Origin of the sequence: Flavobacterium odoriferum (assembly GCF_025499515.1) — a bacterium.
GTDB lineage: Bacteria > Bacteroidota > Bacteroidia > Flavobacteriales > Flavobacteriaceae > Flavobacterium > Flavobacterium odoriferum.
In genome coordinates this window covers 135,927-159,758 of sequence record NZ_JAMKFA010000014.1, presented here as the reverse complement: position 1 = coordinate 159,758, position 23,832 = coordinate 135,927, and the positions used below count along the sequence as shown (strand labels likewise).

Genomic DNA, 23,832 nt, shown 5'->3' with positions numbered 1-23,832 from the left:
CAACATGAAAAAAAGTAACTGTTTTTAATGTCTAATTTACCCTAAAATTTAGGTGGTCAATTTGGACTGGAATTGGGTGGTCAGTTTGCACCGAAATCGATGGTCAATTTAGACTGGAAAGTGGTGGTCAATTTGACCGTTTTTTCCATATTAGCCTAAAATATATTTTAGCATTATTGAATTCGAAATTATATTATTATTGGTTGTTAAATAAAGGTAAAAGAAAAGGTGATATGCTTGAATTATATCAAAAACCTCTTTCGGAAATACCTATTGTTGAATCAAAAGAATTCACTAAATATATTGAAACAATTATTGACTACATTTTAATTATTTCTAAAGAAAAAAACTTAATAAATATTCATGTCCCTAATAATCATTTAATTGAAGTTTTCGAAGAGTTATTAGATGCAATAATATTTCAAATTTACTTTCCTAATGATTTTAAAGAAAAAAAAATTGATTTTCTTAAATTTTTAGAGAGAGATATTATATCTATTGAAAACAGTAACTTAGAATCTCAAATAAAAATTATTCATGAAACTTATCAAAAATTAAGAGAAAAGAATAATGAAATTAGAAATAACATTAAGTTAATGAAGATAGAGTTAAGAGATTTATTAATGCCAATACTTACAGCTTAAATTTATGCAAAGAATAAAATCCATTACCCTTGAAAATTTCAAATTTTTCTATGGAGATAGAAATTCTCATCCTCAAAACACCTTAGAAATCAATAAAAATAATGTATTGTTTTTTGGGGAAAATGGTAGTGGTAAAAGTTCCATATATTGGGCATTATATACTTTTTTACAGAGTTGTTTAAAAACTAATAACACTATAAATAAGTACTTCCAAGCAAATCATCCTGAAAACTTAAGAAATAGGTTTTGTGAAGATAATGATAATAGTTCTGTAGAAATTTATTTTGAAGATGATAATGAAGTACCCGAAATTAGAAAAATTTCATTTAATTCATCAAATACAAGTGTTGGAAGTTTTGTTAAAAGAACATTAGATTCTAGTGACTTTATCAATTACAAATATCTTTCTAAAATTTATGATTTCAGAAATAGTGAGCCTATTGATTTGTTTCCACTATTTGAAAAAGAAGTTTTAATGTTTATTGATTTTGAAGAAGAATATTATGACTTGTCAAATACACTTTCTGGAAAAACTTACGCATCTGACTGGTGGGAATTCATAAATGAAGCTCCAAAAAAATTACCAAAAAATAGTGGTATGAACACCATTAAGGAAGGTTCAGATGAGTACAGAAGATTTAAAAATAATACTATACCAAGATTCATTGAGTTGTTAAAAAAATTTCTTCTAGAAATTACAGAATCTGCAAATAGTTATTTGGAAAATGAATTTCAAGAAAACTACATTATTAGTTTTAATGTAGAATCAATTAAATGTGAATTCAATAAAAACTTAAGTAAAAGAACCAAAGATGGGAAAATTCATAAGCCAAGAATTCCATTAGAATTAAGATATAATCATTCCAAATTACCTGAACCTAAAAAGTTATTACATAAGCCACATACATTTTTAAATGAAGCTAGATTAACTGCAATTGCTTTAGCTATTAGATTAGCAATGCTTGACTCTAGACCAACATTTCCTGATACTTCTAACATTTTAGTACTAGATGATTTATTATTAAGTCTTGATATGAGCCACAGGAATATTGTGTTAGATATTATTTTGAAAAAAACTACAGATTTTCAACTTATAATACTGACTCATGATAAGTTGTTTTTTGAAATGGCGAAGCATAAAATAAAATCATTAAAACAAAACAATTGGGAGTATTTTGAAATGTATTCTAATATTGAAAATGATATTCCATTACCATTTATTACCAAATCATTAAGTTACATTGAAAAGGCTGAAAAATATCTTGTCTTAAAAGAGTATGAGGTAGCTGGGAATTTTCTAAGAAAGGAAGCAGAATCATTTTGTAAAGATTTTTTACCATTACGTTTACAATTTAAACCTGATTTTACAATTCAGGATTTGAATGGATTAATACAACAATCTATAAATTACATGAAGAATTGCGGGATTAATATTCCGTTATTTGAGGAACTTGATAAGCATAGAAAATTTGTTTTAAATTCAACTAGTCATGATAGTTATGATGTTCCGAAATTTAATAGTGAAGTTTATGAATGTTTGAGTACATTAAAACAACTTAAATTATTTGACTTCAAAAAAAATGTATTTGAAAAAGATGATATTTTACTATTTGAAATGGTTGATAATGATGAAGGTAATACTTGGCTTAAAGAGTATGAAATTCAAGATGATTTTAGATTGATTAGAACACCAAATGGAGATGTATATTTATCTAAGGGAATTGTAAATTTTACAATTTATAAAAATGGGGAATTTTTTAAAAAAGGGAATGAATTAATTTCTTTTAAAACTGATTATGATAATTGGCATAAAAAATCAACAGGGACATTACCTGCTGATTTTTGGGATGGAGTTGTCTTCAAAAAAGATAGTAATCCTCTTAGAACTATAATATAATATTTTATATAATGAATCATCATGTAATACAGCAATAACATGGCAAAAAATCATTTTAATACACCTTTTGATGATGGCACAAAAGCTAAACTAGAGATTTTTAGAAATTATTTAAAAGAGTGGCTTCCTGTTTTTATTTCAAATTATGAAAAAACACATTGGGATAATATCTTTATTTATGATTTTTTTGCTGGTGAAGGGAAAGATGTAAATGGGACATTAGGAAGCTCATTAATTATCTTAGATGTCTTGAATGAGTTCAGTGATTTGGTATCAACTACTAGAGTTAAAATTAATGTTATCTATAATGAAAAAGATGAAAAAACATTTAATATATTATCAAATCACATTAATGAATTTAACTATAACAAAGAAAAAGTAGCAATCAAATTATTTAATTTATCATTTCAGGATTTTTTCAAAGAAATATATCCGAAGATGATTAAAAATTCTAAATTACCAAGGTTAATGATTCTTGACCAATTTGGGATTAAGGAAATAACAACAGAGATTTTTAAGAAATTGATAAGTTTTGAAAGAACAGACTTTATATTCTTTATCTCCTCTTCATTTGTTAGAAGATTTAATGAATTACCTGAGTTTAAAAGTTATTTATCAATTACAAAGGAGAATTTTGAAGATACAAAACCCTTTCATTCACACAAAGTTGTATTCGAATATTACAAATCAATGGTTGATACAAATTATATGTTAGCTCCTTTTTCAATTAAAAAAGGGATTAATATTTATGGATTAATTTTTGGGTCAAATCATACTCTAGGAATAGAAAAGTTTTTGAAAGTAGGTTGGAAAATAAATCCACATACGGGTGATGCAAATTATAATATTGATGAAGAAAAGATAATAGAGGGGCAGCCATCATTATTTGAAGAAGATAACACAATAAAAAAATTAGGATTGTTAGATTCTGAAATTAGAAGTCAAATTTTATCCGATAAAGAAACTTCATTATACAAAGTTTATCTAAAAACACTAGAATTTGGTTGTCTTCCAAAACATTGTAATGAAGTGTTACGAAAACTTGAAAAAGAAAATAAAATTCTACCTGTTAAAACTAAAACTGAAAAAATCCATAACTTAGCACCACCAAAAGATTTTAAAATAACAATCAAATAAAGTGAAATATTCAAAGATAGAATGGACTGATGCAACATGGAATCCTTCCACAGGTTGTAACAAAGTAACATCAGGTTGCAAAAATTGTTATGCTGAAACTATGGCTAAAAGACTTCAAGCTATGGGTACACCAGGCTATGAAAATGGTTTTGAGTTTACAATAATGCCTGATAGGTTGGAACTACCAAAAAAAATAAAAAAGCCAACAAAATTTTTTGTTAACTCTATGAGTGATTTATTTCATGAAAAAATGCCATTTGATTTTCTCGATGAAGTTTTTCAAACAATAGAACAAACACCAATACATCAATATCAAATTTTAACTAAAAGAGAAAATATTTTAGAAGAATATTTTAGAACTAGAAAAGTCCCTAAAAATGTTTGGTTAGGTGTTACAGTGGAAAATTCAAAGACTAAAAACAGAATTGATGCTTTAAGAAATATTGATGCTGAGATTAGATTTTTATCCATTGAACCTCTAATTGGAAATGTTGGTAAATTAAATTTAGAAAATATTCATTGGGTAATAGTTGGTGGTGAGAGTGGTCATAAAGCTAGACCTATGAAACCCGAATGGGCAATTGATATTCAAAGACAATGCGATGAACAAGGTGTTGCATTTTTCTTCAAACAATGGGGAACTTGGGGAGAAGATGGTGTTAAAAGAAGTAAAAAAGCTAATGGAAGAATTCTATTAGGTAAAGAATGGAATGAAGAGCCAGAGGTTGAATTAATAATGTAATCTAAATTACAATATATCATTTTAATAAAAATACTTAATCAACCTCTTTATTACAATTCAAATTATCAAATTACCATTTGTCATTTTTTAAGAATATGGTCAATTATTTGTGATTTAATTAATTTATATTTTCATATTAAACAGATTAATACAAAAAACTGAAGTAGTTGGATGAGAGATATAATTAATGAAACAGCTTTTGAAAATCATATCAGAAAAGACATTTTGAATGATATTATTTCTGAAAACCAAAGCTATAAACTCTTCAATTTTAAAAAAGCAGTTGATGTATTGATTGCAAAAAATGGAGCTAACCCAGAGTTATATTTTTTAGAAATTAAGTATCACAAAAAAAGTCATGGAAGACTTGGTTTTGGTCATGGCAAAGGTGGTGGATTTCAACCTGAATTATTAAAAGATAGGACTGATTATTTTGAAAAAAATTTACGTTGGATATTAGGAAATGAGGATAGTGAGAATTATTGGTTTGTAGATAATTCAATACTCAGAAATTACTTAAATGGTGATTCAGTTGGGGAAAAATACAATGGTATTAAATTGAAATTCTTTAATGAAGTAGCACCTATAAGTAAGTCAGAACTGATAGAAAAGATTAAAGAATGGTTGTATTAAATAATTTGAAGTAAAATGACACAATTAAGAAAAGTAAAGTACAAGTTAGAAAATTCCAAAACTTCAAAAGTTGGATTTTTCCATATTTTCAAAAAGAATATTGCTGAAAATGGTTCTGAAATTGTATTAGGGATTATAGAAGATGAAAAGACAGGAAATTTATTAGAAATTCAAATAGCCAACTTTTCATTTACAAAAGAGGTTGTTGAAAATTTAATACCAAATTCAATCTCAAAAAATGTTTCTAAAGTCAATGAGTCATCAGATTTCATATTTGAAGATGATAATGATGATTTACCATTTAATGTAAGTGATGATTTTAAAACTGCTACAGATAAAAATGGTAATATTATTGATTTTGATGGAAACATAATAGGACACATATCTGAACAACCTGTTTAATTTATTTCAGTATGACAAAACCAGATTTAAGATTAGTTGAGTATGTAACTAATGCTGATTATACAGAGAAAGTATTAAAAAATCATCCTAATAATAAAATTGGATATTTCCATTTATGGAGAGTACAACAAAAAAATTATGGTAGTGATTATTTCATTGGATTAGTTGAAGATTTAAAAACAGGAGAGTTATATCAATTAACAGCTGAAAGAATAAGATTCTTAACAGAAAAAGAAGTTGTAGATTTTTATACTGTAAAAAAATAAACCCAACCCCTTGATTGGGATTGGGTTCTTCTCAACTCAAAAACCAATGATAGTTAGAGCTACCATTTAGTGTTTTTAACAAGCCATTTGAGAAATCAAAGGCATTTACATTTCTATCAAGAAAAGTGTCAATATAGCTTGATTTATTAGCTTGAGTAAAGAGGTTATATACATTCCATAGGTTAATATCCCCATTTTCATTTCTGCTAAAACTAGCATCCTCGTAATAGTCTTTTGCTATGCAGTTTAGCTGTCCATCATTGAAGTTTAGTGTAGGAATATTTAGCTTGTCTTTTTTAGGTAAGTGCTGATATAGTCTTGTTCTACCCAATAATTGAGCAAACTGATGTTCTGTAAGTGAGTATTCAGAGAGTTGCTTCATTTGAGCTAATTGCTTTTCTGCATTAAAATTGTACAACACTTCTAAAATCTTGCTTTGTAACTCTTGATACGAACTAACACGCATTTCTTCCACAAATCCATCACTTGATACAGCTAGGTTACAACATACTTTCACTTGGAAGCCAATAAAAAACTTGAACTTTTCAATAGTCTTCTTGTTGTATAAGTTCTCTAAATTATAGCTTCTTACTCCACCAATACATAAAGCAATTTCATTACCATTAATTGTATCAACAATACTAGGTATTCTAATTATGAATGCCATTCTTTCAAAGTATTGTGTTCTTTCGTGGTCAAGCAAATCTTTAGCTTGTTTATTTATGGCACTTGGGACCCTGCCCTTAATTTGATGGCTTACACGCACTTCTGGAACATCTACTTGATGATGTGGAAATACTTTTGAAATACAATTTTCAGCTATTTCAATAAACTCATTATGAGAAATTGTACGTTCATTATCCTTGCTAAAAACTGGTATAATACAATCACTTTTTAAGGTATGCAAACTAATTTCTGAAGTGTTAGCTTCAATAAATGGTTTGGGTATAAATAAGCTTGTTTCTGTAGGTTTTGAAGTGGTTTCTACAGCAATAAGCTCATTAATCTTGCTAGGTAGCATAACTTCATTATCTATATCAATATTTTCACTTTTAGGATAATTCAATATAGTTTTACTACCATTTGGATTTACTCTTTGTAATACCAATGTTCCTTCTGTAGTACTACCATTATTCTCTATTATGGTAGTAGATTTGTCAGTGATGAGTTGTGTGTCCATTTGTAGAAAATGATTTAGGGTTTAACAATAATTCTTTTGAGTTGATAGTGTCTTTTTGAATTTTAAAATCATACTCTAAAAGCTCTCTCCAATTGCTGTATTGATTGTATAAGACTTTCAATTCCTCAACTGTTTTAGTAGCTTTAATTTTCTCTCTAGCATCTTGTAAGTTAGTACCAGAATTGCACCATTCTAAAATCCTTTTACCTGTTGCAGAATTAATGACAAATTCAGGTTTATTCATAAATAGCCCTGTTCTGTCCTTACTTGCTCTAGCTAAATGATTGTCATTGATTAACTCGAAATTGACTGTAAGCTCATATTCAAAGCCTTCTCTAGTAATTTCTTTAGTGCCAAATTTTTGTACTTTCAATCTACCATTAGCATCTTTGTCAATGTCATACTCAATTTTTCTCCTAGCTGTAGTAATAACATGGCAACTTGATTGTAGAATTTTATCAATGAAAGCTTGGTGTCTTGGTGTCACAATTGCCCAATCTTGAAATCTACCACCTAGTTTTTCATGAATATCTAAACATCCACCTGAACCATTCCACTCATGGGTAATAGAATCAATAATTATAACTGATATATTCGAATTCTCACATAGTGTAATTGCTTCAATATACCTCTCAGGTGTGTAAGGAGCAGAAATATCTATAACATAGAAATTTCCTAAATCTGAATACAATGATGCAGAGGAATTTTCAGTATCAATAACTGCTATTTTACTCCAATCATTAGTCATTCCATAGGCTAATAATAATGCTGACTTGGTTTTACCAAAGCCACTTGCTCCACTTATCCCTAAACGAAGCTTAACTTGTTTTCTCTCTGATTGCTTTAATTGCATAGTAATAAAATGTTTAAGTTGATTAATTTGTATATAAAAAAATAGCCAAAAATTACTTTTGGCTATTAGCTTTAAAATGTTTTGTAATGGGTTGAAATAGTGGAATATGTCAGAAAAAAGCCTTACCTTTGTAGGGTCAAAGCTAAGTCCTTTGCAGGCTTCCTCCTCCAAGTTCGTGCGTTGTTAAATCCAAAGATTTTTCTAGGGTGGGAAGATTTGAAAAGAAACCCTATTAGTTGTAAAGTTGGTACTAAACCCATAGAGTATTCTATAGGTCTATTACCAATGACAGGTTTTTAGGAAAGTTTAATTACGTCCACTTTTGACACAATCCTATATAGATAAATATCAAAATTGGACGAGTTAAAATTATAATGGAGTGTGTATTAATTTTCCATCAACAATTTCATAATTGATATAGTTCAAATACTCATCAGAAAATGAAATATCTGCGGGACTTACAAAGTCTAGTACCTCTTCAAAATTTGGCAATTCATAGATAGAGTTAATTACTTTTACAATCCTTCTAGGTGGAGTTGATTTTTTGTAATTTTCAGTTTCAAAAAAATCTTCAATTAGTTTAGTATAAAAAGATTTTACTTTTTGTTTAAATGTATGTGTTGGTTTAAATCTCTGCTTAAATTCAAAAATATTATTTCTTATAAATCTATCCTGAGTAACAAAATAGTCAATCATACTCTCAAATCTAGCTTGTTCTTGCTCATTAACAAATCCTCTTGGTGGTGTAGCTAAAACATATCTGTAATCTCCTCTAGTTGAGGAAGAACTTGTTTGAATACTTTGAATTATTTTATTTCTGTAATGATTAAGTGTTCTAAAAGCATATATTCTTTTAGTTGTAAATTCATCTGAAATATAATCATTTAAATTTAATCTCTCTGCATGTACAATACCAAAAGAAAAGTAATCTTTTCTTGAAAATTCATAATCTCTAAATCCTCTTAAAGATGTGTAGTTCATTGCAGAAAAATAAGCATTTGGATAAATAATCCTCTGTATAAAACCAATTAATTGTACTTCAAATTTTCTATTCTTATACTCTTTTATTGTATCAAACCTTTCATCATTAACTTTCAGTTTTAACCTATAGCTTTTGAATAAGTTGTTTCTAAATTCATGATAAAACCATAAATCAGAACTATCTCTATATGTCATTTGATAAGTTTCTGAATCCATATACATTTTATAGAAATGTTGTAACCTGTTTTGGATTTTATTTTCCTCAAATATTATGAGGGGTTTGTAGGTAACTCCCTTTAAATTGCAATTAATAAACTGATTAGTAATAGCACAATAGGTAATATATGCAGATAAATCTTTACCAAAAAACTTAAAATTGTTAGCAAGGTAATCCTCTCCGTATTCTAGTTGGAATAATTTAAACTCAGGGAAGATTAATCTAACTAGTTCATCTCTTTCTGAATTTTTTACTTCTTCAATTTCATTAAGAAGATTCCCTCTGTACTCCTCTTCATAAAATTTATGTAGTATTTCATTTTGAGTATTTAATGGGACATACTTTACTAGTTCTTTTGTAGCTGAGTGGTCTTTAATAATTTCATAGAATTTGGCAAATTCAAGTTTTAATTCATCATCAAATGGTAATGTAAGATAATCAAAACTCTCTGGAGGAGGCAATATAATATGTATTTCTCCACCTCTTTTTCTTTGTCTTGCTAAAGCTTGAACTACAGATATTATACCATTACTAAAAATTCCATTAAGATTTTTAAATGGCATTCCCTCTCCTCTGTGAGGCATGATGATAATATAAGCATGATTGGTTTTTTCTATACTTACACCTGTTTTGAAATTTGTTCCAACATTACAATCTGTCTTACTAAACCTATTTGTTACTTCTAGCTTACCCATTCTTTGATTTGAGTTTAAATCAGAAGTACAATTTTGAATTCTAGTATTGTATTTATAAAGTTCTTTGCTAACCCCATCATTTTTTGGATTGGTCATTTCATCAGCTAGATTTTTTGAATATGACAAAATATCAACTTTTTTACCTCTCTCCAATGCGTCTTGTACAACTGCTACAATTTGCTCATTGTCATTTTTAAAATATTTGGCAGGGTTATAATGCAAATACAAAGCACTTTGATTTTTTGGAATCCTTGTTCTTTTTGACTCAATGATTTGTATATTTTTATCTGTTAATTCAGCTAGATATTCTATTACAATCTTTGAAGCTTCATTGAATGTAGCACTTATGATAAAATTCTTGTGTATTACTTCTTTCCATTTCCATAGATTGAAAATGAACTCTTCTTTAAAGTTGTGAATTGCATCATGAATTTCATCATAAATAAAAACTACCTTTTTGTTTTTTGCTTTACAATGCCTAGCTAAATCATTAAGGTATTTTCTTTTAGCTTGGGAATTAATAAAAGCATCTTCTCCCGGATTACCTAACAAACCATTTACTGTGATAATATGTATTTTTTTATCAATATAAGTTATACTGTTTTCTTGACCAATATACTCATATCTGTAAATTTTATTTTCTGGAATTTGTTCACATGAAATCTCATTAAAATACTGTTCAACAAGACTTACAAATGGAGAAGCTATAAAGATTAGGTATTCTTGCTTCTTATCAAAATAATACCTTTTAGCAATCTCAATAATTGAATAGGTTTTACCTTGACCTACTGCTGCATTTACAACAACAGTATTTTTCTCTTCTAGAATTATGTTAGATTGTAATTGCTCATTAATCCAACCTAATCTATTAGGTTCAATAATTATTTTATCATCAACATTAAATAAAGGAAAATCTTGAGGATTTATTTCTTTAAATTCTATTGGGAAATCTTGAAAGTGTATGTTTGGTAAAGCCATCAGTAATAAATAATTGTGCTGTAAATATACTACAACACAATTATTTATCAAATCTATTTGTTTAGTCTATCAGACAGGTTTGCTACTTGTTCACTAACTTTTCTCTGAACCACTTTAGCATAATGCTCTTGTGTAGTAGATAGCTTTGAATGCCCTAGTAGTTCACTTACAATTTCCATTGGGACATCATTATAGAGTAGTACAGTTGTTGCAAATGTCTTACGGGCTATATGATGAGTAAGCTTCTTTTCGATACCAATTATCTCAGCTACTTCTTTAATGTAAGAGTTAAATTTTTGATTAGAAATTATTGGTAACAGCTCTTTATCTGATTTGTATTTATCAAGAATCTCTAATGCTTTTGGGAGTAATGGCAAAGCAAATTGTTTCTTTGTTTTTTGCCTGTACATATCAATCCAAAGTTTATTATCAAACTTCTTTACAATATGCTTAGCTTTTAAACTAGCCATTTCTTGATAGGGTAAACCTGTATAACAACAAAACACAAACATATCTCTCACTTGTTCTAATCTCTTTTGTGAAAACTTGTGATTTTCTAAGCTAGATAATTCTTCAGGGGTAAGATAAGTAATGTTATTGATTACCTTTTTTGGCTTATACAAAATAAAGGGATTTGTTACTAAAAACCCCTCAGCTAAAGCAAGTTTAATAATTTTAGATATTCTCTGTATGCTTTTGTTGATGGTTATTTGTTTGAAGTTTTTTTGTGTTTTAAGATAAAAATCAAAATCCTGTAAAAACTTTAAACTTATATCCTCTAGCTGTATATTACGCTTTTTAGTTGTGTAATACAGAAAATCCTCAGTGTGCTGTTTGGCTTCAATAAATTTTGAATGTGTAGATTTTGAATACTCTTTACCTATCAACTTTTCCATTCTTGAATTATGTAATTCAAAAACTTCCATCAAAGACTTGGCTGGTTTTACATCTTCACCCTTATACTTTAGGTAAATATCATCTACATCAAAATCATCATTCTGAACTTGTAGAAATAAAAAAGCCTGATTAATTTCTTGTTTAATCAGGCTCAGTTGAGTGTTTATTTGAGTGTTTTCTACATCAGGGGGATAAGCTTTTTGTAGGGTGCTGTTCCAATTATCTGGATTAATAAATAATCCAGTAGAAAAAACTTTCCTTATCCCATTAAATGTAATTCTACATCTAATAGGAGCTTTTGCCCTTGTATTTATTCTTGTTTTATTCAACAAGAATAAAATTTTTAAAATGTTTGAATTCATAAAATGAAGATATTTTAATGTGTACCTAGAATTATTAAAATGTGTACCTAAATGTGTACCCAAGTGTGTACCTAAACAAAAAATATGTGTACCTATATGTGTACCTAATTTTTCTAATTTTTAAAATAAATAATTTTTTGCAGTATTGTAAAGCCTTGAGTATTGGACATAAAAAAAGCTCCACATTTCTGTGAAGCTTCTTAGTAGCGGGAACAGGACTCGAACCTGTGACCTTCGGGTTATGAGCCCGACGAGCTGCCTACCGCTCTATCCCGCGATGTACGGTTGTAATTCAATAATTCTTAGTAGCGGGAACAGGACTCGAACCTGTGGCCTTCGGGTTATGAGCCCGACGAGCTGCCTACTGCTCTATCCCGCGATGTACGGTTGTAATTCAATAATTCTTAGTAGCGGGAACAGGACTCGAACCTGTGACCTTCGGGTTATGAGCCCGACGAGCTGCCTACCGCTCTATCCCGCGATGTACGGTTGTAATTCAATAATTCTTAGTAGCGGGAACAGGACTCGTACCTGTGACCTTCGGGTTATGAGCCCGACGAGCTGCCTACTGCTCTATCCCGCGATTTGTGAGTGCAAAGGTACAATCTTTATTTAAAATTACAAGACTTTTTTAAAAATAATGTTTTCTTTCTACTATTTCAGGCGTTATCACTACCTTTGTACCCATAAATATATTGAAATGGAGCACAGAGCAGGTTATGTAAATATTATTGGAAATCCGAATGTAGGAAAATCAACACTTATGAATGCGTTTGTAGGCGAGCGTCTTTCTATTATCACATCAAAAGCACAAACTACAAGACACCGTATTTTGGGAATTGTAAATGGAGATGATTTTCAAGTATTATTTTCAGATACGCCAGGAATTATTAAACCTGCGTATGAATTGCAAAATTCGATGATGGATTTTGTAAAATCGGCTTTTGAAGATGCTGACATTTTAGTGTATATGGTTGAGATTGGCGAAAAAGAGTTAAAAGACGAAGCGTTTTTTAATAAAATTATCCATTCTAAAATCCCAGTTTTGTTATTATTGAACAAAATTGACAAATCGAACCAAGAACAATTAGAAGAACAAGTACAAGCTTGGAAAGAAAAAGTACCTAATGCAGAACTTTTTCCTATTTCGGCTTTAGAGAACTTTAATGTGCAAACTGTTTTTGATAGAATTATTGAATTACTTCCAGTTTCTCCAGCATTTTATCCTAAAGATGCGTTAACCGATAAACCTGAGCGTTTCTTTGTAAACGAAACCATTCGTGAGAAAATCTTATTGAATTACGACAAAGAAATTCCGTATGCCGTAGAAATTGAAACGGAAGAATTCATTGAAGACGATAACATTATTAGAATTCGTGCCGTAATTATGGTAGAACGCGATACGCAAAAAGGAATTATCATTGGTCACAAAGGTGCAGCTTTAAAGCGTGTAGGTATTCAAGCAAGAGAAGATTTAGAAAAGTTCTTTGGTAAACAAATTCACTTAGCAACTTACGTTAAAGTAAACAAAGATTGGAGAAGCAGTGCTTACCAATTAAAACGTTTTGGGTATAACCAGAAGTAAGAAGAAAGAAAAAAAATAAAAGATGCCTGGTGAATATTCATCAGGTTTTTTTATTCCAAAACACGATTCATTAAATCTTCTAACTTATACATTTGTGGAGCACATTTTTTTCGGTTAATTCGGGCTTGAAAATACAACAAAAACCACAGTATAACCATAAAACCCATTACAGCTAAATCAATTACAAAAGGTTGTTTTAAACTCCAATGCGAATAAGCCATCATCATAAAAATCAAAAATACACCACCAACCAAAAAGTGCATAAACATAAAAAATGTCCATACCGTTTGATCGGGGCCAAATAGCCCTTTTACATGTGTGGTTTTATCTTCGTTTTCAATTAATTCAACATGTAAATGTGGGGAATAATATTTTCGTTTAGCCAATGTGATGAAAAAGAAAATATGATGATCAGAAACTTTTATTCGATAATCCTCTTTTACTTCTGATTTTAGTTTATTGGCATTTTCTAAAATGGCATCCATAGATTTTGACACATCTTTTTGAAATCTGGGACGCAATACAATGCTGTTTTCAATATCCATTTGTTCTGATTTTAAAGCTAATATATAAATTTTTAACAAATGTTGAACAAATTTCACGCTCTAGCCCAGATAAAAACGGAAACCCCGCAAATTTTTGATCTATTTTTTCTTTTTATTTGGGCAGCGACCTTAGAAGCTGACTTAATAAAATTAGAAAAAAAGAGCTAAAATTGTGGAGTTGTAGTGGATAGCTGGAAAAAGCTCCAAAAAAAATCGTACTTTTGCCGATTCAAAATAAGATTATGAATAATATTGTTGCCATTGTAGGAAGACCAAATGTTGGAAAATCCACATTTTTTAACCGTTTAATTCAGCGAAGAGAAGCTATTGTTGACTCGGTAAGCGGTGTTACGCGTGATAGAAATTATGGAAAAAGTGAGTGGAACGGAAAGGAATTTTCTGTAATTGATACTGGAGGTTATATCAAAGGTTCGGACGATATTTTTGAAGCAGAGATTCGTAAACAAGTGGAATTAGCTATTGACGAGGCAGATGCTATTGTTTTTGTGGTTGATGTGGAAGAAGGCATTACACCAATGGATGACGAAGTGGCGAAATTACTTCGTAAAGTTAAAAAACCAGTTATTTTAGTTGTAAATAAAGTTGATAACGCCATGCGTGAAAAAGACGCTGTTGAATTTTACAACTTAGGATTAGGAGAATATTACACGATTTCGGGAATGAGCGGAAGCGGAACGGGTGAACTTTTAGACAAATTAGTCGAAGTATTACCTGAAATGCCAGAAGTTACAGAAGAAGTAGAACCATTACCAAGATTTTGTGTTGTAGGAAGACCAAACGCAGGTAAATCATCATTCATTAACGCATTAATTGGCGAAGATAGATTTGTGGTAACCGACATTGCAGGAACTACTCGTGATGCAATTGATACGAAATACAACCGTTTTGGATTTGAATTCAACTTGGTCGATACTGCTGGTATTAGACGTAAAGCGAAAGTAAAAGAAGATTTAGAATTTTACTCGGTAATGCGTTCGGTAAGAGCTATTGAGCACAGTGATGTTTGTTTGTTAGTAATTGATGCGACTCGTGGATTTGAAGGACAAGACCAAAGTATTTTTTGGTTGGCTGAGAAAAACCGTAAAGGAGTTGTCATTTTAGTAAACAAATGGGATTTGGTTGAAAAAGACACCATGAGTACTCGTGATTACGAACGTAAGATTAGAGAAGAATTACAACCATTTACCGATGTGCCTATTCTTTTTATCTCGGCTTTAACGAAACAACGTTTACTAAAAGCATTAGAAACAGCAGTTGAAGTGTTTGAAAACAGAAAACAACGTATTTCGACTTCAAAATTCAATGAGTTGATGTTGCCAATTATTGAAGCAACGCCACCACCTGCTTTAAAAGGAAAATATGTGAAAATTAAATATTGTATGCAGTTGCCAACACCAACACCTCAGTTTGTCTTTTTTGCCAACTTACCACAATATGTAAAAGATCCATACAAACGTTTTATTGAAAATAAATTAAGAGAACAATACAATTTTAGTGGTGTTCCAATAGATATTTATTTCAGACAGAAATAATAAAAATAAAAAACTCGTTAGCAAACACTAACGAGTTTTTTTATGATTACTTCGTGATTTAATTTACCAACTTCCGCCAGCGCCACCACCTGAGAAGCCACCGCCGCCAAAGCCGCCGCCAAATCCTCCTGATGAGCCACCGCCAAAGCTTCCGCCACCACCAAAACCGCCACCGCTTCTACCTAGGCTGCTTAAAATAATAATGTCGCCTAAATCTAAGCCGCCGCCACCTCTAAAATTTCCACCTCCTTTATTTCCTCTGGAAGCTAAAACTAACAGAATAATAATAAAAATAACAATCAAGATAAATGGTAAAGGATTACTAGATTCTTTTCTAGAACCTTTGTACTTTCCTTTTAAAACATCAAAAATAGCATCGGCTCCCTTATCTAAACCATTGTAATAACTTCCGGCTTTGAATTCTGGAATAATGATGTTTCGTATAAGTTCTCCGTTGATTCCAGCGGTTAACCTATCTTCTACTCCATAACCTGGCGCAATCCAAATTTTTCTATCGTTTTTAGATAATAAAATTAAAATTCCGTTGTCTTCTTTTTCTTGACCTATTCCCCATTCATGTCCCCATTTTGGAGTTAAAATCCCGATATCTTCTCCTTTTAAATCTTCAACTGAAATTACTACAATTTGAGTAGAAGTAGAATCAGAATAACGAACCAATTTATTCTCTAACTCTTTTTCTTCTTGTGGATTTAAGACATCGGCATAATCGTAAACACTCGTTTGAAAACCAGGTTTTTTTGGAATATCAAACTGCGCATGAGCAATCATTCCGCTTAAAGCTAATACAAATAAAAATAACTTTTTCATATTAACTTCTTGAGATTTCGTTAGACAATTCGTTAGTATCATCTGATTGATATGGGAAATATTTTTTCAATCTTTCGCCTGCTCTGAGAATTCCTTCTACCAAGCCTTTCTTGAAGTTGCCTTCCTTAAAATTAGCAATTACTATATCTTTTGTACAATCCCAAAAATCAGATTCTACAGCTTCGTTGATTCCTTTATCGCCAATAATAGCAAACTTTTTATCCGAAACGCACACATAAAACAAAACGCCATTTCGATCTTGTGTTTCGTCCATTTTCAATTCAAAAAAAACCTCCTGAGCTCTGTCAAGAGGTGATTTTTCTGTATGTTCTTCAATGTGCACACGAATTTCTCCCGAAGTGTTTTTTTCGGCTTCAACAATAGCTAGAACAATTTCTTGCTCTTCTGCTTTTGATAAGAAATCTTCGGTTTTTGACATTATTTTTTCTCTTTATTGAAATCAAATTCTACATCAACTGGTTTTTCAGCACCTGCAACTGCATCGAAATATGGTTTTTCTTTGTAGTTTCCTAAGAAAATAGAATTAGGGAAAACTAAAATGTAGTTGTTGTATTTTTGAACCGATTCGTTGAAACGTGTTCTTGCTGTTAAGATTTGGTTTTCTGTACTAGCTAACTCATCTTGTAATTTCAAGAAGTTTTGATTTGCTTTTAAATCTGGATATTGCTCAACAGTTACCAATAATCTTGACAAAGAACTATTTAAATTTCCTTGCGCTTGATTGAATTGTGTTAATTGTTCTGGCGTCATATTCGTTGGGTCAATTTTTACAGAAGTCGCTTCAGAACGTGCTTTGATTACTGCTTCTAAAGTAGATTTCTCAAAATCAGCCGAACCTTGAACGGTTTTAACTAAATTTCCAATAAGATCATTTCTTCTTTGGTACGACGTTTCTACATTTCCCCATTCTTTATTTACTTCTTGATTTACACGAACGGCTCCGTTTTTGATACTGAAGAACCAAAATACAAGGATTAATAATAATCCACCACCGATAATAAAAGGCAAAAATTTTCTCATCATTTTTTTAAGTTTAAAAGTTTAATTAATTGTTTATAGTTGATTTTTAATTGTGTTCAATTGAGCTTTAATTGTTTCTAATTTGCTGATAATTTCAAATTTATCTAAGGTTTTTTTCTGACCTTCTTTCAAATGTGTTTTGGCGCCTTCTAATGTAAATCCGCGCTCTTTTACCAAATGATAAATCAATTGCAAATTCTTCACGTCTTCTGGTGTAAACATGCGATTTCCTTTGGCGTTTTTCTTTGGTTTTAGAATATCAAATTCTTTATCCCAAAAACGAATTAAGGAGGCATTTACGTTAAAAGCTTTGGCTATTTCACCAATGCTGTAATATCTTTTGTCTGGTGCTAATTCTAAATGCATTTTTCAAGTTCAAATTCAAATTCAATTACAAGTTCAAAACTTCTAAAATCATCAATCTTAAATCGTTAATCCAACGATTGATTTTCTTGATTCGCTAATTTTGAAATCTCTATATATTCTTTTGCCGAAATACTTCCGTAATAGAAATTCAGCGGATTTACACGTTCTCCATTTTTAAATACTTCGTAATGTAAATGTGGTGCCTGACTTCTTCCTGTGCTTCCCACATATCCAATAATATCGCCACGTTTTACGCGCTGTCCTGGACGACAATTGTATTTACTTAAATGCGCATACAACGTTTTATAACCAAAACCATGATTCACTTCTATATGATTTCCGTATCCTGATAACGAAGCATCTGCTTTGTAAACAACTCCATCTCCAGTAGCGTAAATTGGCGTTCCTGTTCGAGCAGTAAAATCCATTCCGTAATGAAACTTTCTAATTTTCGTAAATGGATCACTTCGATAACCATAACCCGAAGCCATTTGCTTTAAATCTTCATTCTTAACTGGTTGAATCGCCGGAATTGCCGCTAACAACTTTTCTTTCTGTTTCGCCAATGCGACAATTTCGTCTAATGATTTCGATTGAATTACCAATTCTTTCGTTAAAACATCCACACGTTTTGTCGTGTTTTCCATTAACTCCGAATTATTAAACCCTTGCAAATCTTTGTATCTATTTACACCTCCAAAACCTGCTTTTCGTTCTTCTTCTGAAATAGGAGTTGTATTAAAATATATTCTATAAATATTGTTATCTCTATTTTCAATCGCTTCTAAAACTTCATTCATCAAATCCAATTTCTTATTCAAAACCTTATAATTTAAAGCCAAAGCTTCAATTTCTCTTGCTTGAATTTTATCTTTTGGTGTTTCGAAATAACTCGTGTTAATCAATAGCAAAAAAATCAAGAATCCAAACAAAGCCGAAGACACTAAAAACAATACAATATAGCCAAACTTCTTCCTTTTTTTAGTCTGAATACGCTTGTAGGCTAAATTTTCTGAATCGTAATAATATTTTACCTTCGACATAAATGAAAATATACTATTTTTGTGCCAAATTTATTGATTGACATAGGTTATACGAACAAATTTAAGAAATGTTTCATTCTAAAGCTATTTTATTTTTTAGTTGGGATGTTTTTCGAAAATCTAATTTCATATTCTTATCAAAATCAATAATTAAAACCAGAACTAAATAATTGATAATGAAATCACAAGACATTCGTAAACAGTTTTTACAATTCTTCGAATCTAATGGGCACTTAATTGTTCCTTCTGCGCCAATCGTTTTAAAAGACGACCCAACTTTGATGTTTAACAACTCGGGGATGGCCCAATTCAAAGAATATTTCTTAGGCAATGGAACTCCAAAAAGCCCAAGAATAGCCGATACGCAAAAATGTCTTCGTGTTTCAGGAAAGCATAATGATTTAGAAGATGTAGGTTTTGATACTTATCATCACACCATGTTCGAAATGTTGGGCAACTGGTCTTTTGGCGATTATTTCAAAAAAGAAGCCATCAACTGGGCTTGGCAATTATTAACGGAAGTCTATAAAATTCCAAAAGAAAATCTATATGTTTCTGTTTTTGAAGGAAATCCTGATGAGAATGTGCCGTTTGATCAAGAAGCATGGGATATTTGGAAGGAATTAATTAGCGAAGACCGCATTATTTTAGGAAACAAAAAAGATAATTTCTGGGAAATGGGTGACCAAGGACCATGTGGACCTTGTTCTGAAATCCACGTTGATTTACGTACGGAAGCTGAAAAGGCTTTAGTTTCTGGAAAAAGTTTAGTGAATAACGACCATCCACAAGTAGTGGAAATTTGGAACAACGTATTCATGGAATTCAACCGAAAAGCTGATGGTTCGTTAGAAAAATTACCAGCACAACACGTAGATACCGGAATGGGATTTGAGCGTTTGTGTATGGCATTACAAGGAAAAACATCAAACTATGATACCGATGTTTTTACACCGCTTATTGAAAAAGTAGAACAAATTACAGGATTAAAATACACTTCTAACGAAGTTAAAAACATTTCAGAAGAACAAAACAAAACCAACATTGCGATTCGTGTAATTGTAGACCACGTTCGTGCGGTAGCTTTTGCAATTGCTGATGGACAATTACCTTCGAATACTGGTGCAGGTTACGTAATTCGTAGAATTTTACGTCGTGCGATTCGTTACGGATTTACATTTTTAGGCACAAAAGAACCTTTCATTAATAAATTGGTAGAAGTTTTAGCGAATCAAATGGGCGAATTTTTCCCTGAGATTAAGTCGCAACAACAATTGGTTACCAATGTAATTCGTGAAGAAGAATCGTCTTTCTTAAGAACTTTAGAACAAGGATTACAATTATTAGAAAACGTAATGGCTGAAACCTCCGGAAAAAAAGTTTCTGGTGCAAAAGCATTTGAATTGTATGATACTTTTGGTTTTCCAATTGACTTAACGGCTTTAATTCTTCGTGAAAAAGGATACGATTTAGACGAAGCAGGTTTCAATGTGGCAATGCAAGAACAAAAAGCGCGTTCGCGTGCCGCTTCTGAGGTTTCTACTGAAGATTGGAATGTTTTAATTCCAGGAAATGTGGAAACGTTTGTGGGTTATGATAAAACCGAAAATGAAGTAAAAATCACGCGTATTCGTAAAGTAGATTCTAAAAAAGATGGTGTTTTATACCAAATTGTTTTAGACAACACGCCGTTCTATCCAGAAGGTGGTGGACAAGTGGGTGATAAAGGAACACTAGTTTCGGCAAATGAAACCATTGAAATTATTGATACTAAAAAAGAGAACAACTTAATATTACATTTCGCAAAACAACTTCCAGAAAATATTGAAGCTGGATTTGTAGCTAAAGTAAATACTGATTTAAGAACTTCGACTTCTAAAAATCACTCAGCTACGCATTTGATGCATTTGGCTTTGAGAAGCATTTTAGGAACACATGTAGAACAAAAAGGTTCGTTAGTAAATCCAAATTACTTACGTTTTGACTTTTCGCATTTCTCTAAAGTTTCAGAGGATGAATTACGTCAAGTTGAAGCAAGTGTAAATCAACAAATTGAAGCACAATTACAATTAGTAGAACACAGAAATATCCCAATCAAAGAAGCATTAGACAAAGGTGCGATGGCATTGTTTGGAGAGAAATATGGCGATAATGTTCGTATGATTGAATTTGGAGACAGCAAAGAATTATGTGGTGGAATTCACGTGAAAAACACCGCTGATATATGGCATTTCAAAATTGTTTCAGAAGGAGCTGTTGCCGCAGGAATTCGACGTATTGAGGCGATTACTGGTGATGCTGTGAAGGATTTCTACAAAAACCAAGAAAATACGTTGGCGGAAATCAAAGAAGTATTGAAAAACCCACAAGATGTTTTAAAATCTGTGGCTTCATTACAAGATGACAATGCAAAATTGAAAAAACAATTAGAGCAATTAGTAAAAGAAAAAATCGAAGGATTAAAAAATACGTTGGTTGCCGATTTCCAAGAAATCAACGGAATCCAATTTTTAGCCAAACAAGTGGATTTATCTATGAGTTCGACTAAAGATTTAGCTCAAGCTATTGGAACTTCAAAACCAAATGCATTTGTATTCTTAGCTTCGATTGAAGATAATGCACCAAATATTCACTGCTACATTTCTAAAGAATTGGTTGCTGAAAAAGGACTAAACGCTGGAAACGTCATCAGAGAATTAGGAAAATTCATAGATGGAAATGGTGGTGGACAACCATTCTTTGCATCAGGAAAAGGAAAAAATGTAGGTGGAATTAAAGAGGCGATTGAGAAAGTTGTGGAATTTTTAAAATAAAAAAATGAAATTTATAATAACTGTATTATTGATTTTCCCTTTTTTAGGACAATCACAAGGATTTTCACCACCAAGAAACAATGTAAATGTAAGCAATAAGTTATTTAGTCAACAAAACCAATTGATGCAACATCAACATTTGATGAAAACTTTGCAAAACAAAGTAGCCGCAGACGAAGAAACATTAGTTACTGAAACGAATAAAAAAGAAAGTGCAATAAAAAATAATGAAGAGTTAAATTCAAAATTAAATCAACTTAATGACGAATTAGCTACGATTGAAAATGATTCAAACCTTTCTAATGATGAAAAATCAAAAAAAACCGCAAAAATTAAAAAGGAAATCAGTGCCACTCAATCTAAAATTAATTTAAACTCCAAAAAAATAGAAATTTCTAAAAAGAAAATAGAAAACCTCGAAAAAAGAGTTGAAGCCTCTAAAAAGGAGCTCGAAGAAAAAAAGAAAAAAGAGGAAGAAAAGAAAAAATAAATTCAAATCCCGATAAGCTTAAAACTTATCGGGATTTCTTTTTTATTACTACCTTTGAATATCATTGAAATATTAAAGATGAACTTTACCACTAAAATTCCAATTCAAAAAAATAATTTCCCGATAGACTATTCTTCTAATATAGTTTTATTAGGTTCCTGTTTTGCTGAAAATATGGGTGAGAAGTTTGACTATTTTAAGTTTCAAACGATAGTAAATCCGTTTGGAGTTATTTTTAATCCGGTTTCATTAGAAAAATTAATTCGTCGTTGTGTTGAAAATAGACAATTTACAGAAAACGATATTTTCTTTCATAACGAGTTGTGGCATTGTTTTGAAGTGCATTCTGAACTCTCAAATTTGGATAAAAACACTTTTCTGAATTCTTTAAACGAATTAATCGATGTAACACACCAACAATTAAACGATTCAACTCACATCATCATCACATTAGGAACGTCGTGGGTGTATCGAAATATAGAATCAAACGAAATTGTTGCCAATTGTCATAAAGTGTCGCAAAAGCAGTTTATAAAAGAATTATTAACGATTCATCAGATTGATGAAAGTATAGAAAATATTATTTCTTTAGTACATTCAGTTAACCCAAATTGCAAATTTATTTTTACTGTTTCTCCTGTTCGTCATATTAAAGATGGATTTATTGAAAATACGCTGAGTAAAGCGCATTTGATTTCAGCAATACACAAAATAATTAATCATCACCCATTACCCAATACCTATTTTCCAGCATATGAAATAATGATGGATGAATTGCGTGATTATCGTTTTTATGGTGAAGACATGTTGCATCCGAATCAAACTGCTATTGATTATATTTGGATCCAATTCTTTCAAAATTACATTTCGGAATCAGAATTTGGTTTGATGAATGAAATTTGTACGATTCAAAAAGGGTTAAATCATCGACCTTTTAATCCAAACACGGAGAGCCATCAAAAGTTTATAGATGGTCTAACTCAAAAAATGCAATTAATTAAAAATCAATATCCTTTTATTAAATTTTAGTAAAATAGGGCAATTGCCTTATTTCATAAAAATCATAAATTTTTCAATTTTGTTTCATTGTAAAACCTAAAAATCAAAATCATGAAAAATTTAAAACCATCAAAACTATTTTATCTTTTTATCTTATTCTTTAGTTTACATTCAACTGCGCAAAGAATAATTGAAACAAATGAATTAAACACTAATTTGTTAAAAGAAACTTTTAATAATGCATTTATTGATGTATTAGAAACAACCGAAAATTATATCGTAATCAAAAATACGTATAAAACGTATTTGGATATAGACAAAGACAAAAGATATATTTTAATCAGCAATACATATAAACTTGTAAATGGAACTTCTAAAAAAGATGCTTTAGAATTGATTAACAAATTAAATACCGATGTTGCATTAGTTAAAACTTTTTATACAGAAAGTTCAAATACAATCACATTTTACTATTACTTCTGGACGGAAGGTGGATTTACACAAAAATCATTAATTGGTTCATTACGCCTTTATAAATTAGCACTTGATTTATCACTACAAGTGGATACAGCAAAACTAATCATGTAATTTTTTTTAAATTATAGTGAATTTAACTATGAATCTGTTACAATTACGATGCAGATTCATAGTTTACAATAATTTAGGGGATTATTATTATATTTGA

General features: G+C 30.6%; 23 protein-coding genes and 4 tRNA genes. 13 read left to right on the top strand and 14 right to left on the bottom strand.

The features are described from left to right. Positions 1-233 precede the first annotated feature (233 nt). The 7 genes from M9Q43_RS11615 to M9Q43_RS11585 all read left to right on the top strand — a co-directional run bounded on the left by M9Q43_RS11615 (position 234) and on the right by M9Q43_RS11585 (position 5,721). On the top strand, positions 234-644 hold the full coding sequence (locus M9Q43_RS11615; protein ID WP_262319057.1) for a hypothetical protein: 411 nt from the start codon (positions 234-236) through the stop codon (positions 642-644). A gap of 4 nt (positions 645-648) precedes the next feature. Then, entirely contained in the window at positions 649-2,541 is a 1,893-nt protein-coding gene (locus tag M9Q43_RS11610; RefSeq protein WP_262319056.1) for an AAA family ATPase, read from the top strand. Between the two features lie 39 nt (positions 2,542-2,580). Then, positions 2,581-3,678 (top strand): three-Cys-motif partner protein TcmP, encoded by a 1,098-nt coding sequence (gene tcmP / locus M9Q43_RS11605; protein WP_262319055.1) that lies wholly within the window; start codon positions 2,581-2,583, stop codon positions 3,676-3,678. Between the two features lies 1 nt (position 3,679). Further along, the gene (locus tag M9Q43_RS11600) at positions 3,680-4,420 is read left to right on the top strand and encodes a DUF5131 family protein (RefSeq protein ID WP_262319054.1); all 741 of its coding nucleotides are present in this window, start codon (positions 3,680-3,682) and stop codon (positions 4,418-4,420) included. Between the two features lie 171 nt (positions 4,421-4,591). After that, positions 4,592-5,053 carry a hypothetical protein gene (locus M9Q43_RS11595; protein ID WP_262319053.1) on the top strand — a complete coding sequence of 154 codons (462 nt, stop codon included), beginning with the start codon at positions 4,592-4,594 and terminating at the stop codon, positions 5,051-5,053. Between the two features lie 15 nt (positions 5,054-5,068). Beyond that, a complete protein-coding gene (locus tag M9Q43_RS11590) occupies positions 5,069-5,455 on the top strand; it encodes a hypothetical protein (protein WP_262319052.1) in 387 nt (128 codons plus the stop codon). An 11-nt stretch (positions 5,456-5,466) separates the two neighbouring features. Further along, positions 5,467-5,721 carry a hypothetical protein gene (locus tag M9Q43_RS11585; protein ID WP_262319051.1) on the top strand — a complete coding sequence of 85 codons (255 nt, stop codon included), beginning with the start codon at positions 5,467-5,469 and terminating at the stop codon, positions 5,719-5,721. 31 nt (positions 5,722-5,752) lie between these two features. Here the strand turns inward: M9Q43_RS11585 and M9Q43_RS11580 are convergent, their stop codons facing one another. From M9Q43_RS11580 to M9Q43_RS11545, 8 genes are all read right to left on the bottom strand, one after another. Beyond that, positions 5,753-6,901, bottom strand: a complete 1,149-nt coding sequence (locus M9Q43_RS11580) for a DUF3871 family protein (RefSeq protein ID WP_262319050.1) — start codon at positions 6,899-6,901, stop codon at positions 5,753-5,755. Continuing rightward, on the bottom strand, positions 6,879-7,925 hold the full coding sequence (locus M9Q43_RS11575; protein WP_316044636.1) for an AAA family ATPase: 1,047 nt from the start codon (positions 7,923-7,925) through the stop codon (positions 6,879-6,881). Before M9Q43_RS11575 ends, M9Q43_RS11580 begins: the two co-directional genes overlap by 23 nt. A gap of 198 nt (positions 7,926-8,123) precedes the next feature. Next, positions 8,124-10,625, bottom strand: coding sequence for a DEAD/DEAH box helicase family protein (locus M9Q43_RS11570; RefSeq protein ID WP_262319049.1), 2,502 nt, complete (start codon positions 10,623-10,625; stop codon positions 8,124-8,126). Positions 10,626-10,678: 53 nt separating this feature from the next. After that, positions 10,679-11,884, bottom strand: coding sequence for a site-specific integrase (locus M9Q43_RS11565; RefSeq protein ID WP_262319048.1), 1,206 nt, complete (start codon positions 11,882-11,884; stop codon positions 10,679-10,681). 204 nt (positions 11,885-12,088) lie between these two features. Then, positions 12,089-12,161 (bottom strand) — tRNA-Met (locus tag M9Q43_RS11560). A gap of 29 nt (positions 12,162-12,190) precedes the next feature. Further along, positions 12,191-12,263, bottom strand: a tRNA-Met gene (locus M9Q43_RS11555). A gap of 29 nt (positions 12,264-12,292) precedes the next feature. After that, positions 12,293-12,365, bottom strand: a tRNA-Met gene (locus M9Q43_RS11550). Positions 12,366-12,394: 29 nt separating this feature from the next. Beyond that, a tRNA-Met gene (locus M9Q43_RS11545) sits at positions 12,395-12,467 on the bottom strand. Between the two features lie 117 nt (positions 12,468-12,584). Between M9Q43_RS11545 and era the strand changes: the two genes are divergently transcribed. Continuing rightward, entirely contained in the window at positions 12,585-13,469 is an 885-nt protein-coding gene (era, locus tag M9Q43_RS11540; protein WP_133608057.1) for a GTPase Era, read from the top strand. A gap of 50 nt (positions 13,470-13,519) precedes the next feature. On the opposite strand, the gene M9Q43_RS11535 is transcribed toward era, so the two are convergent. Next, the gene (locus M9Q43_RS11535) at positions 13,520-14,014 is read right to left on the bottom strand and encodes a hypothetical protein (RefSeq protein ID WP_262319047.1); all 495 of its coding nucleotides are present in this window, start codon (positions 14,012-14,014) and stop codon (positions 13,520-13,522) included. Positions 14,015-14,256: 242 nt separating this feature from the next. On the opposite strand from M9Q43_RS11535, the gene der reads away from it, so the two are divergent. Further along, positions 14,257-15,567 carry a ribosome biogenesis GTPase Der gene (gene der / locus M9Q43_RS11530; RefSeq protein WP_262319046.1) on the top strand — a complete coding sequence of 437 codons (1,311 nt, stop codon included), beginning with the start codon at positions 14,257-14,259 and terminating at the stop codon, positions 15,565-15,567. 63 nt (positions 15,568-15,630) lie between these two features. Here the strand turns inward: der and M9Q43_RS11525 are convergent, their stop codons facing one another. The 5 genes from M9Q43_RS11525 to M9Q43_RS11505 form a co-directional block, all read right to left on the bottom strand. Further along, entirely contained in the window at positions 15,631-16,395 is a 765-nt protein-coding gene (locus M9Q43_RS11525) for a TPM domain-containing protein (RefSeq protein WP_262319045.1), read from the bottom strand. A gap of 1 nt (position 16,396) precedes the next feature. Next, a complete protein-coding gene (locus M9Q43_RS11520) occupies positions 16,397-16,834 on the bottom strand; it encodes a TPM domain-containing protein (protein ID WP_262319044.1) in 438 nt (145 codons plus the stop codon). After that, positions 16,834-17,436 carry a LemA family protein gene (locus M9Q43_RS11515; RefSeq protein ID WP_133609426.1) on the bottom strand — a complete coding sequence of 201 codons (603 nt, stop codon included), beginning with the start codon at positions 17,434-17,436 and terminating at the stop codon, positions 16,834-16,836. Before M9Q43_RS11515 ends, M9Q43_RS11520 begins: the two co-directional genes overlap by 1 nt. A 33-nt stretch (positions 17,437-17,469) precedes the next feature. Then, a complete protein-coding gene (locus M9Q43_RS11510; protein WP_133608073.1) occupies positions 17,470-17,802 on the bottom strand; it encodes a MerR family transcriptional regulator in 333 nt (110 codons plus the stop codon). Between the two features lie 65 nt (positions 17,803-17,867). Then, positions 17,868-18,845 (bottom strand): M23 family metallopeptidase, encoded by a 978-nt coding sequence (locus tag M9Q43_RS11505; RefSeq protein ID WP_262319043.1) that lies wholly within the window; start codon positions 18,843-18,845, stop codon positions 17,868-17,870. A gap of 176 nt (positions 18,846-19,021) precedes the next feature. Between M9Q43_RS11505 and alaS the strand changes: the two genes are divergently transcribed. The 4 genes from alaS to M9Q43_RS11485 all read left to right on the top strand — a co-directional run bounded on the left by alaS (position 19,022) and on the right by M9Q43_RS11485 (position 23,735). Next, a complete protein-coding gene (alaS, locus tag M9Q43_RS11500; RefSeq protein WP_262319042.1) occupies positions 19,022-21,658 on the top strand; it encodes an alanine--tRNA ligase in 2,637 nt (878 codons plus the stop codon). Between the two features lie 4 nt (positions 21,659-21,662). After that, positions 21,663-22,148 carry a hypothetical protein gene (locus M9Q43_RS11495; RefSeq protein ID WP_262319041.1) on the top strand — a complete coding sequence of 162 codons (486 nt, stop codon included), beginning with the start codon at positions 21,663-21,665 and terminating at the stop codon, positions 22,146-22,148. 78 nt (positions 22,149-22,226) lie between these two features. Continuing rightward, positions 22,227-23,177, top strand: coding sequence for a GSCFA domain-containing protein (locus M9Q43_RS11490; protein ID WP_262319040.1), 951 nt, complete (start codon positions 22,227-22,229; stop codon positions 23,175-23,177). An 81-nt stretch (positions 23,178-23,258) separates the two neighbouring features. After that, positions 23,259-23,735 (top strand): YbjN domain-containing protein, encoded by a 477-nt coding sequence (locus tag M9Q43_RS11485; protein WP_262319039.1) that lies wholly within the window; start codon positions 23,259-23,261, stop codon positions 23,733-23,735. The last annotated feature ends 97 nt before the right edge of the window (positions 23,736-23,832 follow it).